This window comes from Paralimibaculum aggregatum (assembly GCF_030270585.1).
GTDB lineage: Bacteria > Pseudomonadota > Alphaproteobacteria > Rhodobacterales > Rhodobacteraceae > Thermohalobaculum > Thermohalobaculum aggregatum.
This window is the reverse complement of sequence record NZ_BSYI01000042.1, coordinates 36,697-49,587: the sequence shown is the minus strand read 5'-3', so window position 1 is coordinate 49,587 and position 12,891 is coordinate 36,697. Positions and strand designations below refer to the sequence as shown.

The following is a 12,891-nucleotide window of genomic DNA, read 5'->3' as shown; positions in this document are numbered from 1 at the left end:
GGCCCGCCGGCCGCGGCCGCCATCGCCGCCCTTGCCGTTCCGCGCCGCCTCGCGCATATCCTTGCGCGGCCATGGCTCGAGACCCCGGCAGAGGAGGGCGTGATGACCGAGAGCGCCAGAGGCGACGCGGCCGAGCCGCTCCCCGCGATCCCGGCCGCGGGCTGGGCGCCCTATCTCGAGCCCGGCGAGCGACTGCTCTGGACCGGCGCGCCGCCCGGCGGCCTGCGCTTCGCCCTGTCCGATCTCGGCCCGAGCTTCGTCGGCCTCGTCTTCACCGTCTTCGCGGTCGGCTGGACGGTCACCGCCGCCGGCAGCCCGGGCCCGGCCTTCCTGCCGGTCATGGGGCTGGTGCCGCTGGCGATCGGGCTCTACCTTCTGATAGGTCGGCGGCTCTGGGCGGCCTGGCGCCGCGCCCGCACCGCCTATGCCCTGACCGACCGGCGCGCGATCATCGCCACCCGCCATCTCGGCCGCCGCCTGCGCAGCTTCCCGATCACCCCGGCGCTGCAGATCGACTTCCGCCTCGGCGACGAGAGCACGCTGATCTTCGCCCGCGAGACCGATCTCGGCCAGCGCATCGGCGGCCGGGGCAAGGGCCACCAGCGCCCCAATGTCAACGAGATCGGCTTCGAGCATATCGCCGACGGGCCGCATGTGGCCCGGCTGATCCGCAGGATACAGGCCCGCACCGGATGACCCAGCCGCCCCTCCATCTCGTCAATGCCCGCCTCGTCGACCCCGCCACCGGCGAGGACGGCCCCGGCGCGCTGCGCCTGCGCGCCGGCGTCATCGAGGACGTGCATCGCGGCGCCGCGCCCGCGCCCGGCGAGGGCACCGTGGTGGACTGCGGCGGCCATGTGCTCGCCCCCGGCCTCGTCGATGCGCGGGTCTTCGTCGGCGAGCCCGGCGCGCGGCACCGCGAGAGCCACCGCTCGGCCGGCGAGGCGGCGGCGGCCGGCGGCGTCACCACGCTGATCCAGCAGCCCGACACCGAACCGGTGCTCGACGACCCGGCGCTGGTGCAGTTCACCCTGGCGCGGGCGCGCGAGGCGAGCCTCGTCAACGTGCACGTGATGGCGGCGCTGACCCGCGGCCTCGCCGGCACCGAGCTCACCGAGCAGCAGTTCCTGCTCGATGCCGGGGCGGTGGCGCTGACCGATGCCGATCACGCGGTGGCCGATGCCCGGGTGTTCCTCGCCTGCCTGCGCTATGCCACCTCCACCGGCGCGCTGGTGGTGCATCACCCGCAGGAGCCGAGCCTGGCGCGCGGCACCTGCGCCACCAGCGGCGAGTTCGCCTCGCGCCTCGGGCTGCCCGCGGTGCCGGCGCTGGCCGAGCGGATGATGCTGGCGCGCGACCTCGCGCTGGTCGAGGCCAGCGGCGCGCGCTACCATGCCGACCAGCTCTCCACCGCCGCCGCGCTCGGGCCGCTGCGCCGCGCCAAGGAGGCGGGCAGGGACGTCACCGCCGGGGTCTCGATCCACCACCTCACCCTCAACGAATACGACATCGCCGACTATCGCAGCTTCTTCCGCATGGAGCCGCCGCTGCGCGCCGAGGACGACCGCGCCGCGATGGTCGAGGCGCTGGCCGAGGGGCTGATCGATCTTGTCGTCTCCTCGCACCTGCCCTGGGACGAGGAGGCCAAGCGGCTGCCCTTCGAGGAGGCCGCCACCGGCGCCGTCGGGCTCGAGACCCTGCTGCCGGCGGCGCTGCGGCTGGTGCATGGCGGGCACATATCGCTGGCGGCGCTGTTCGAGCGGCTCTCGCTGGCCCCGGCGCGGCGCTTCGGCCTGCCCGGCGGGCGGCTCGCCGCCGGCGCCCCGGCGGATCTCGTGCTGGTCGACATCGACGCCCCCTTCGTGCTCGACCGCAGCACGCTCCGGGCGAAATCCAAGAACACCCCGTTCGACCGGCAGCGGCTCGAGGGCCGGGTGCTCGGCACCTGGGTCGGCGGGCGGCGCGTCCACACCGCCTGAGGGGAGGCGGCGATGCTGCACGACATCATGGGAATCGAGCGGGCCCTGCCCTGGCTGGCGCTGGCGGCGGCCTGCGGCCTCGCCATCGGCTCGGTGCCGATGGGGGTGCTGCTGGCCCGCCTGTTCGGGCTGCCCGACCCGCGCGCCATCGGCTCGGGCAATATCGGCGCCACCAACATGCTGCGCACCGGCCATCGCGGCGCCGCGGCGGCGACCCTGCTGCTCGACGCGCTCAAGGGCTTCCTGCCGGTCTGGCTGTTCCTCGGCTGGGGCGACCTGGCGGCGCAGGCGGCCGGGCTCGGGGCGCTGCTCGGGCACTGCTTCTCGCCCTGGCTGCGGTTTCGCGGCGGCAAGGGGGTGGCGACGCTGATCGGCATCGGCTTCGGGCTGCACTGGCCGGTCGGCCTCGCGGTGGTGCTGACCTGGCTGGCGGCGGCCGGGCTGAGCCGGATCTCCTCGGTCGGCGGGCTGGCGGCGGCGGCCGGGCTGCCGCTCTGGCTCTGGGGCTTCGGGCGCTGGGAGGCGGTGCTGGCCGGGCTCTGCGCCGCGGCGCTGGTCTGGCTCCGGCACGCCGGCAACATCCGGCGGCTGCTCGCCGGCACCGAGCCGCGCATCGGCGGCGGCCGGCGTTAACCGGGGGTTAACCAGTCCCGCGCTCTCCTGTGACCAGCAGCTAGGAGGGCTCATGTCTGCCACCGAGATGTCCGCGCCCCGCCTCGAGCCGTGGCAGGAGGATGCCTTCGACCTCGAGGAACGGCTCGCCCGCCTGCGTCTGGCGCGCAGCCGCAATGTCGGGCCGCGCACCTATGCCCATCTGATCCGCCGGTTCGAGAGCGCCCGCGCCGCGCTCGAGGCGCTGCCCGAGCTCGCCGCCCGCGGCGGCAACCGCGCCTATACCGCCTGTCCGGAGGGGCAGATCGCCGCGGAGTGGGAGGCCGGCAGCGGCCTCGGCGCCCGGCTCTGCGTGCTCGGCGAGGCGGCCTATCCGCGCCAGCTGGCGCTGATCGGCACGCCGCCGCCGGTGGTCTGGACACTCGGGCAGGGCCGGGTCTTCGCGGCGCCCTCGGCAGCCATCGTCGGCGCCCGCAACGCCTCCGCCCTCGGCCTGCGCACGGCGCGGCAGATCGCCCGCGATCTCGGCGCCGCCGGGCGCGTGGTGGTCTCGGGCCTGGCCCGCGGGATCGACGCCGCCGCCCATGACGGCAGCCTCGAGACCGGCACCGTCGCGGTGCTGCCCGGCGGGCTCGACAAGATCTACCCGCCGGAGAATGCCAGCCTCGCCGAGCGCATCCGCGAGACCGGCGCGCTGATCTCGGAATGCCCGATCGGCACCGAGGCGACGGCGCGGCATTTCCCGCGGCGCAACCGGCTGATCGCCGGGCTCGCCGCCGGCGTGCTGCTGATCGAGGCGGCGAGCCGCTCGGGCTCGCTGATCACCGCGCGCTATGCGCTGGAGGAGGGCCGCGAGGTGATGGCCTGCCCGGGCTCGCCGGAGGATCCGCGCTCGGCCGGCGGCAACGGGCTGATCCGCGACGGCGCGGCGCTGGTGCGCGATGCCCGCGACGTGCTCGATGCGCTGGCGATGCCGCGCCAGCCCGGCCTCGCCGAGCCGGAGACCGAGTTCCTGTTCGATGCCGGGCGCTTCGGCGAGGAGGGCGACGACGACCTCGCGGCGCTGGCGGATTTCGATCTCGAGGGCCGCGCCGAGGATGCCGCGCTGGCCGAGCAGGTGGTGCGCCTGCTGACCCATACCCCGGTGGAGGTGGACGAGATCGCCCGGATCTGCGGCAGCCGCCCGGCGGAGCTCTCGCTGGTGCTGCTGGAGCTCGAGCTGGCCGGCCGCATCGCGATCTCGGCGGGCGGGCGGATCGCGCTGCCGGACGACGCGGAGTGAGCCCGGCGTTGACAGCCCCGGGGCACTGACCCATGTTCTCGCACCGCGCGCCCCGGGCCGATCCGGCGGCGCGGTACAGGAGCGGATATGGCTGTCGTCGTCGTCGAATCTCCCGCCAAGGCCAAGACCATCAGCGGCTATCTCGGCAACAAGCACACCGTGCTGGCCTCCTATGGCCATGTGCGGGACCTGCCCTCGAAGGACGGCTCGGTCGACCCGGACAACGGCTTCGAGATGCTCTGGGAGGCCGACGCCAAGGCGCAGAAGCACATCCGCGCCATCGCCGACGCGATGAAGGAGGATGACGGGCTGATCCTCGCCACCGACCCCGATCGCGAGGGCGAGGCGATCTCCTGGCACCTGCTCGAGGCGCTGCGCAAGCGCCGCGCGATCAAGCGCGACACGCCGGTGCAGCGGGTGGTGTTCAACGCCATCACCAAGACCGCGGTCACCAAGGCGATGGAGCATCCGCGCGAGGTCGACATGCAGCTGGTGGAGGCCTATCTGGCCCGCCGCGCGCTCGACTATCTCGTCGGCTTCACGCTCTCGCCGGTGCTCTGGCGCAAGCTGCCGGGGGCGAAATCGGCCGGCCGCGTGCAGTCGGTGGCGCTGCGCCTGATCGTCGAGCGCGAGATGGAGATCGAGGCCTTCGACGCCCGCGAGTACTGGACCGTGACCGCCGAGCTGACGACGCCGGACGGCGCCGCCTTCCGGGCGCGGCTGGTGGCGCTGGACGGCCGCAAGCTCGACAAGTTCGACCTCGGCGACGAGGCCGCGGCGAAGGCGGCGGCGGCGAAGATCGCCGCGGCGGCGCTCTCGGCGCTCTCGGTCGAGGCCAGGCCGGCGACCCGCAACCCCTATCCGCCGTTCATGACCTCGACGCTGCAGCAGGAGGCCAGCCGCAAGCTCGGCATGGGCGCGCAGGACACCATGCGCACCGCGCAGCGGCTCTACGAGGCCGGCCACATCACCTATATGCGGACCGATGGCGTCGACATGGCGCCGGAGGCGATCGGCGCCGCCCGCGGCACCATCGAGGCGCGCTACGGCAAGGCCTATGTGCCGGGCAAGCCGCGGGTCTACAAGACCAAGGCGAAGAACGCGCAGGAGGCGCATGAGTGCATCCGGCCGACCCGATTCGACGCGGCCCCCGGCGAGCTGCGGCTCGAGCGCGCCGAGGCCCGGCTCTACGAGCTGATCTGGCAGCGCGCGGTGGCCAGCCAGATGGAATCGGCCCGGTTCCGCCGCACCACGGTCGAGATCGGCGACGCGCCGGGCAGCGTCGGCCTGCGCGCCACCGGCCAGGTCGTCACCTTCGACGGCTTCATGAAGGCCTATGACGAGGGCCGCGACGACCGCCGCGAGGACGACGAGGACGACGGCGCCCGGCTGCCGGACATCCCCGAGGGCGCCGCGCTCGGCACCCGCGAGGTGCTGCCGGAGCAGCATTTCACCCAGCCGCCGCCGCGCTACACCGAGGCGACGCTGGTCAAGCGCATGGAGGAGCTCGGCATCGGCCGGCCCTCCACCTATGCCTCGATCATCGGCACGATCCAGGACCGGGAATATGTCCGCAAGGACAAGAACCGCCTGATCCCGGAGGACAAGGGCCGGCTGGTCACCGCCTTCCTGATGAACTTCTTCGCGCGCTACGTGGAATACGACTTCACCGCGGCGCTGGAGGAGCAGCTCGACGACGTCTCCGGCGGGCGGATGGACTGGAAGCTGCTGCTCGAGCGGTTCTGGAAGGCGTTCAAGGCGGCGGTGGACGACACCCAGGAGCTGCGCATCACCGAGGTGCTCGACAAGCTCAACGACTTCCTCGCGCCGCATCTCTTCCCCGACCGGGGCGACGGCAGCGATCCGCGGCTCTGCCCGGCCTGCGCGGCGGGGCGGCTCTCGATGCGCACGGCGCGCTCGGGCGGCGCCTTCATCGGCTGCTCGAACTATCCCGAATGCCGCTACACCCGGCCGCTCGGGGTCTCGGGCGACGACGAGGCGGCCAAGCTCGACGGCAAGGAGCTGGGGGTGGACCCGGCCAGCGGCCTCGCGGTGACGCTGCGCAACGGGCGATTCGGCCCCTATGTGCAGCTCGGCGAGGGCAATGGCGAGGAGAAGCCGCGGCGCACCAGCCTGCCGAAATCGGTGACCCCGGAGACCCTCGATTTCGAGACCGCGCTCAAGCTGCTGGCGCTGCCGCGGGAGATCGGCAGGCACCCGGAGGACGGCGAGGTGGTGGAGGCCGGGCTCTACCGCTATGGCCCGGCGGTGCGCCACGGCAAGACCTATGCCCAGCTCGAGGACTGGACCGAGGCGGTCACCATCGGCATGAACCGCGCGATGGAGGTGCTCGCCGCCAGGAAGGCCAATCCGGGCCGCGGGCGCGGCGCGGCGCAGAAGCCGCTGCGCGAGCTCGGCGCGCATCCCGAGGGCGGCGAGGTGGCGCTGATGGACGGGCGCTACGGGCCCTATGTGAAATGGGAGAAGGTCAACGCGACCCTCCCCAAGGCCGAGGACCCGGCGGCGCTGACGCTGGAACGCGCGGTGGAGATCCTCGCCGAGAAGATCGCCAAGACGCCCGCCAAGGGCAAGGCCAAGGCCAAGACCGCCAAGGCGAAGCCCGCCAAGACCGCCAAGACGGCGGCGAAGACCAGGAAGCCCGCCGCCAAGGCGGCGAAGGCGCCGGCGAAGGCGAAGGCCCCCGCCAGGGGCAAGGCCAAGGCTGCTGCCGAGGCTGCAGCCGGCGAGGGCGGCGAGGGCGAGGGGGACGCGCTGGTGGAGGGGCCGGAGCCCTCCGGGCGGCGCGCCGCCGGTGGCTGAGGCGGCCGGCAGCGCCGCCATCCGCTCGGCCCCCATCCGCTCGGCCCCCATCCGCTCGGCCCCCATCCGCTCGGCACCCGTCCGCTCGGCACCCGTCCGCTCGGCACCCGTCCGCTCAGCACCCGTCCGCTCAGCACCCGTCCGCTCGGCCTTCGTCCGGTCCGCCGCCCTCCGCGCCGCCGCCGCCGCGGAACCGCCCGTGCCGGCCGGGCGAAGCCGGGCCGCCCGCGCCGCGCGGCGCCCCGGCGCGCGCGATGCCTGCCCGGCCCGCATCGCCGCCCGCGACAGCGGCGGCCGGCTGCTCTATCCTGCCCCGACCCCCGGCCACGAGGACACCCCATGAGCTTTCCCAGCAAGGCGGAGATCCTCGCCTGGATCAACGAGAACCCGCATTCCGTGGGCAAGCGCGAGATCGCCCGCGCCTTCAACCTGAAGGGCGCCGACCGGGTGGTGCTCAAGCAGGTGCTGCGCGAGCTCGAGCAGGAGGGCGCGGTGCAGCGCCGCCGCCGCCGCCTCGGCAATGCCGGCCACTTGCCCCCGGTCACCGTGCTGGTCGCCGGCGAGATCGACGCCGGCGGCGACCTCACCGCGCGGCCGAAGGACTGGGACAGCGCCGAGGCGCCGCCGGAGATCCACTACGTGCCGCGCAAGGGCGACGTGGCGCTGGCGCCGGGCGACCGGTTCCTCGCCAAGCTGCGCCCGGTGGAGGAGCCGAACGCGCTGCGCTACGAGGCGCGGCTGATTAAGAAGATCGGCTCGGGGCCGCGGCGCATGCTCGGGATCTACCGCGCCCCCGGAAAGGGCAACCGCGAGGGCGGGCGGCTGGTCTCGGTCGACAAGCGGGCGGACCGCGAATGGATCATCCCGCCCGGCGCCGAGGCCGGCGCGCAGGACGGCGAGCTGGTCGAGGCCGAGGCCACCGAGACCCGGCGCATGGGCCTGCCGCGCGGCCGCGTGGTGGAGCGGATCGGCGATCCCGGCGCGCCGAAGCAGGTCTCGCTGATCGCCATCCACCAGCACGACATCCCGCTCGATTTCCCCGATGCGGTGCTGGCCGAGGCCGAGGCCGCCGCGCTGCCCGGCGCGGCGGGCCGCGAGGATCTGCGCGCGCTGCCGCTGGTCACCATCGACCCGGCCGATGCGCGCGACCATGACGACGCGGTGGCGGCGCTGCCGGACGACGACCCGGCGAATCCCGGCGGCCATGTCGTCTGGGTGGCGATCGCCGATGTCGCGGCGCTGGTGCCGCCGGGCTCGGCGCTCGATGCCGAGGCGCGGCGGCGCGGCAACTCGACCTATTTCCCCGACCGGGTGGCGCCGATGCTGCCGGAGCGGCTCTCCGCCGATCTCTGCTCGCTGATGCCGGGGCAGGACCGGCCCTGCATGGCGCTGCGCATGGTGCTCGACGCCGAGGGCAACAAGCGCGGCCACCGGTTCTGCCGGGGCGTGATGCGCAGCCATGCGGCGCTGTCCTACGAGGCGGCCCAGGCCGCCGCCGACGGCAACCCCGGCCCCGAGGCGGCGCCGCTGGCCGGCCACCTCGGCGCGCTCTGGGCCGCCTGGCGCGCCGCCTGGGCCGCCCGCAGCCGCCGCCAGCCGCTCGATCTCGACCTGCCGGAGCGGCGCATCACGCTGAACGCCGCCGGCGAGGTCACCGGCATCCCGATCCGCGAGCGCTTCGACGCGCACCGGCTGATCGAGGAGTTCATGATCCTCGCCAATGTCGCCGCGGCGGAGACCCTCGAGGCGCATCGCCGGCCGCTGCTCTACCGGGTGCACGAGGAGCCGGACCCGGAGCGCCTCGAGATGCTGCGCGAGACGCTGGAGGCGGTCGGCATCCCGCTCGCCAGGGGCCAGGTGCTGCGCACCCGCGATCTCAACCGGGTGCTGGAGAGCGCCGCCGGGACCGAATCGCAGGAGATGGTGCACATGCAGGTGCTGCGGGCGCAGCAGCAGGCCTATTACAGCCCGGACGCGCTCGGCCATTTCGGGCTCGCGCTGCCGCGCTACGCGCATTTCACCTCGCCGATCCGGCGCTATGCCGATCTCGTGGTGCACCGGGCGCTGATCGCCGCGCTCGGGCTCGGGGCCGACGGACAGACCGCCGAGGAGGCCGCCGCCCTGCGCGAGACCGCCGAGGCGATCTCCCGCACCGAGCGCCGCTCGATGGAGGCCGAGCGCGACACCGTGGACCGCTACGTCGCCGCCTACATGGCCGAGCGCGAGGGCGCCGAGTTCGAGGGCAGGATCTCCGGCGTCGGCCGCTTCGGGGTGTTCGTGAAGCTCGCCGAGACCGGCGCCGACGGGCTGGTGCCGATCTCCACCATCGGCCAGGAATATTTCCGCCACGACCCGGAGGCCGGCACGCTGACCGGCGAGCGCTCGGGCCGGGTGCTGGCGATGGGGATGCATGCCCGCGTGCGGCTGGTGGAGGCGGTGCCGGTCACCGGCGGGCTGCTGTTCGAGCTGCTCGAGGCCACCGGCGTCGCGCCCCGGCGCAAGCACCCCTCGCCCTCCGGCAAGGCCCGCAAGGTCGAGCGCGGCCGCATCGCCCGCGCCAGAAACGCCCGCCGCAAGCGGCGCTGAGGCGCGCGGCGGGCCGGCCCGCCCCGGGCGCCGCGCCCGCGGGCCTCCTGCGGGCCGATGCCGCGCCGGCTCCGCGACGGCCGCCGCGTCACCCGCGGCGGCGGCGGATCAGCCCGAGCAGCGCCAGCCCGGCGGCGAGCAGCGGCGCGCCGGCCGGCAGAGGAACCGCGTGGACATCGACCTCCTCCGGGTCCTCGGTGATCTCCAGCGATCCGCCATCGACGAGCAGGTTCCGCTGCCGCGCGGTTCCGCTGAAATCGACATCCTGGACCGTGTAGTCGAACCGCACCGAGGCGATGTCGGTCAGCACATAGGCGAAGGCATAGCGCTGCTGCTCGGCGGAGAGCGTGGTGATGCCGTCCTGGCCGGCGACGCTGGCCTGGCCCTCGGCATTGACCAGCAGGCCCTCGGGGGTCGCGGTCTGCTGCAGCGCGGTGTCGCCCGAGAACACGGCGGTTCCCGGCGTGTACAGCAGCACCTCGTCGTAATAGTTGAACTCGTTGGCGTCCGGGCCATACCCTCCGAGCGTATTCGAGATGCCATCTACGTCGAAGAACACCAGCGTCCAGGTGAAGCTGTTCGCATTGGAATAGGGGACGCTGTAGCCGGCATCGAGGAAGAGGTCGAGCCGAAGCTGGGCGGTCGAGCCGCGGACCAGGTTGACCCGCAGGTCGCCGCTGACCGAGCCGTTGCTGTTGCCGTTGCTGCTGGTGAAGTCGTTCAGCGCGGTGAGCCGGGCATAGATGTCGTTGACGCCGTCATTCGCGACGATGCCGTAATCCGCCTTGCTGCCCGGGCCGTCGTCGAGCGTCGGCACCTGGGTGTTGCCGAAATCCAGAACGAAGCTGGACGCCGATGCGGCATCGGCCATGGCCGCGATCGCGAGCGCGATGATCCAGCAGTGCAGTCCGTAGCGCATTTCCCGTCCCCGGTCCGATGTCACGCCGTCGCCCGCTGCGGGCAGGCCGACGCCCTGCGCGCCCGCGGGCGATGCGGGCCGGCGCAGAACCCCGCGCCGCTCATCTGACAGATTGGTGGCAAATTTATGACCAATGCCGGGCGTTTCGGGCCGCATTGCCCGGAGGCCGCGCCCGACACCCGGAAGCCGGAGCGCCTAGTCGTCCACCAGGCGAATGAGCTTCTTTTCCAGCACCCGCAGCACCTGGCGCAGCTCGTGGCCGCGCTTGAGGATGCGGCCGTCCATGCCGACCACCGCCCAGACGCCCTGGCGGCGGGCGTCCCTCGGGGTCTTCTCGATGCGGTAGACCGGGCGCTCCGAAGCATGCCGGAAGATCGAGAACACCGCCCGGTCCGCGAGATGGTCGATGGCGTAGTCCCGCCACTCGCCAAGCGCCACCATCCGTCCGTAGACATTGAGGATCTGGCTGAGCTCGGTGCGGTGGAAACTGCAGGCCTCGGGCGGGCGGCTGCGCCCTGTGAACGGGATCTGGACGGTCATGGCCAACTATGAGCAAAGCGCCGTCGGCTTTGCAAGCCTGTAACAATCGCCGCGCGGGGGCTTGGCCGGGGCCGGCGCGGGGCGTTAGGTAGATCATCCGACAGAAAGAGGGTTTGACATGTCGCAGTTCCAGAGCCCGGGCCGGTCCGCCGTCTACGCACAGAACGGCATGGCCGCCACCTCGCATCCGCTCGGCGCCCGGGTCGCCGTCGAGATGCTGGAGGCGGGCGGCAACGCCGTCGATGCCGCGCTCGCGGGCGCGGTGCTGCTGGGGATCTGCGAGCCGCAGATGACCGGGCTCGGCGGCGATCTCTTCGCCATCGTCAAGCCGGCCGGCAGCGAGGATCTCGTCGGGCTCAACGCCTCCGGGCGGGCCCCGGCCGGGCTCGATGCGGCGGCGCTGCGGGCCCGCGGGCTGAGCGCGATGCCGGACGCCACCGGCGACTCGGTGGTGGTGCCGGGGGCGGTGGCGGGCATCGCCCATCTCGCCGAGCGGCACGGGCGCAAGGGGCTCGACGCGGTGCTCGCCCCGGCGATCCGCTATGCCGAGCAGGGCGTGCCGGTGGCGCCGCGGGTGGCGCTCGACTGGGCCGAGGCGGCAGAGCGGCTGCAGGGCGCCGGGCGGCGGCATTTCCTGGCCGGCGAGCGGGCGCTGCCGGTGGGCGCGGTGTTCCGCGCGCCGGGGCAGGCCGAGGTGCTGCGCCGGATCGCCGCCGAGGGCCCGCGCGGCTTCTACGAGGGCGAGGTGGCCGAGGACATGATCGCCGCGCTGCGCGCCGCCGGCGGCAGCCACACGGCGGCGGATTTCGCCGCCTGCCGGGCCGACGAGGTGACCCCGGTCTCGGCCCCCTATCGCGGCGCCGAGGTGGTGGAGCTGCCGCCCAACAGCCACGGCGCGACGGCGCTGCTGATGCTGCGGATGCTCGAGCGCTTCGGCGTCGAGACGCATCCCTTCGGCGCCGAGCGCGCGCATCTCGAGATGGAGATCGCCAAGCTCGGCTATGCCGCGCGCAACCAGATGATCTCCGACCCGGCGACCATGACGATGTCGGTCGAGGAGTTCATCGCCGAGGCCACCGCGGCGGATCTCGCCGGGCGGATCTCGCGCGAGCGCGCCGGGCCGATGCCGGTCGACCCGCTCGGCAGCCCGCATCGCGACACCATCTACATCACCGTGGTGGACCGCGACGGCATGGCGGTCTCGCTGATCTACTCGATCTTCGCGAATTTCGGCTCGGGCATCGCCTCGGAGCGGTTCGGTATTCTCTTCAACAACCGCGCCGCCGGCTTCGCGCTGGCCGAGGGGCACCCGAACGAGGCCGGCGGCGGCAAGCGGCCGCTGCACACCATCATCCCCGGCATGATCCGCGAGGGCGGGCGCGTCACCGTGCCCTTCGGCGTGATGGGCGGGCCCTACCAGGCGGCGGGGCATGTGCGCTTCGTCTCCAACCTGGTCGATTACGGCATGGACCTGCAGGCCGCGATCGACGCGCCGCGGGTGTTCTTCGAGGGCGACGCGCTGAAGCTCGAGGCGGGTTACGGCGCGGATGTCGCGGCGGCGCTCGAGGCCAAGGGGCACGGCATCATCCGGCCGCAGGCGGGCATCGGCGGCGCCCAGGCGATCCGCATCGACCATGCCCGCGGGGTGCTGATCGGCGCCTCCGACCCGCGCAAGGACGGCATCGCGCTCGGCTGCTGATGCTGGGATGGCTGGCGGGGCGGGCTGGCGGGGCGCGCCCCGGCCGGCCCGTCAGTGGCACTGTTCGGTGCTGATCCGGTACTGCCCGTCCTCGAGCTCCTCGAAATAGTCGAAGACCTCCGGATGCTCGACCGGCTCGCCGGAGAAATCCGGCAGCAGGTTCTGCTCCGAGACATAGGCGATGTAGTAGCTGGTCTCGTTCTCGGCAAAGAGGTGATAGAAGGGCTGGTCCTTCCGCGGGCGCACCTCCTCGGGGATCGACAGCCACCATTCCTCGGTGTTGGCGAACTCCGGGTCGACATCGAAGATCACGCCGCGGAACGGATGGATCTTGTGCTTGACGACCTGCCCGATCTTGTAACGTGCGTCGCGCCGCAACATGACTTCGGCTCCTTGACTCTCAGCCCTGACCCGACCCCTCTAGCGCAGCCTGCCGGCACGTGTCCACCGGCCC

The 12,891-nt window shown here is 73.3% G+C and carries 10 protein-coding genes; 7 read left to right on the top strand and 3 right to left on the bottom strand.

Features of this window, described 5'->3' with window-relative positions; all coding sequences use genetic code 11:
- The 6 genes from QSJ97_RS19875 to rnr form a co-directional block, all read left to right on the top strand.
- Positions 1-696 (top strand): hypothetical protein (locus tag QSJ97_RS19875; RefSeq protein WP_285673889.1); only part of this gene is annotated, 696 nt, incomplete at its 5' end.
- Positions 693-1,979 (top strand): dihydroorotase, encoded by a 1,287-nt coding sequence (gene pyrC / locus QSJ97_RS19870; protein ID WP_285673887.1) that lies wholly within the window; start codon positions 693-695, stop codon positions 1,977-1,979. The genes QSJ97_RS19875 and pyrC, both read left to right, overlap by 4 nt.
- A gap of 12 nt (positions 1,980-1,991) precedes the next feature.
- The gene (plsY, locus tag QSJ97_RS19865) at positions 1,992-2,612 is read left to right on the top strand and encodes a glycerol-3-phosphate 1-O-acyltransferase PlsY (RefSeq protein WP_352231125.1); all 621 of its coding nucleotides are present in this window, start codon (positions 1,992-1,994) and stop codon (positions 2,610-2,612) included.
- A 52-nt stretch (positions 2,613-2,664) separates the two neighbouring features.
- Positions 2,665-3,873: a DNA-processing protein DprA gene (gene dprA / locus QSJ97_RS19860; RefSeq protein ID WP_285673885.1), complete on the top strand. Its 1,209-nt coding sequence runs from the start codon at positions 2,665-2,667 to the stop codon at positions 3,871-3,873.
- Between the two features lie 87 nt (positions 3,874-3,960).
- Entirely contained in the window at positions 3,961-6,693 is a 2,733-nt protein-coding gene (gene topA, locus QSJ97_RS19855) for a type I DNA topoisomerase (protein WP_285673881.1), read from the top strand.
- Between the two features lie 339 nt (positions 6,694-7,032).
- Positions 7,033-9,279 (top strand): ribonuclease R, encoded by a 2,247-nt coding sequence (gene rnr, locus QSJ97_RS19850; RefSeq protein WP_285673879.1) that lies wholly within the window; start codon positions 7,033-7,035, stop codon positions 9,277-9,279.
- Positions 9,280-9,367: 88 nt separating this feature from the next.
- Here the strand turns inward: rnr and QSJ97_RS19845 are convergent, their stop codons facing one another.
- Both QSJ97_RS19845 and QSJ97_RS19840 read right to left on the bottom strand, forming a co-directional pair.
- Entirely contained in the window at positions 9,368-10,198 is an 831-nt protein-coding gene (locus QSJ97_RS19845; protein ID WP_285673878.1) for a hypothetical protein, read from the bottom strand.
- 195 nt (positions 10,199-10,393) lie between these two features.
- Entirely contained in the window at positions 10,394-10,738 is a 345-nt protein-coding gene (locus tag QSJ97_RS19840; RefSeq protein ID WP_285673877.1) for a DUF2794 domain-containing protein, read from the bottom strand.
- Between the two features lie 118 nt (positions 10,739-10,856).
- Here QSJ97_RS19840 and QSJ97_RS19835 point away from each other — a divergent pair, with 118 nt between their 5' ends.
- Positions 10,857-12,437 (top strand): gamma-glutamyltransferase family protein, encoded by a 1,581-nt coding sequence (locus QSJ97_RS19835; protein WP_285673874.1) that lies wholly within the window; start codon positions 10,857-10,859, stop codon positions 12,435-12,437.
- 51 nt (positions 12,438-12,488) lie between these two features.
- Here QSJ97_RS19835 and hspQ read toward each other — a convergent pair whose 3' ends face one another.
- A complete protein-coding gene (hspQ, locus tag QSJ97_RS19830) occupies positions 12,489-12,818 on the bottom strand; it encodes a heat shock protein HspQ (protein WP_285673873.1) in 330 nt (109 codons plus the stop codon).
- Positions 12,819-12,891 lie beyond the last annotated feature (73 nt).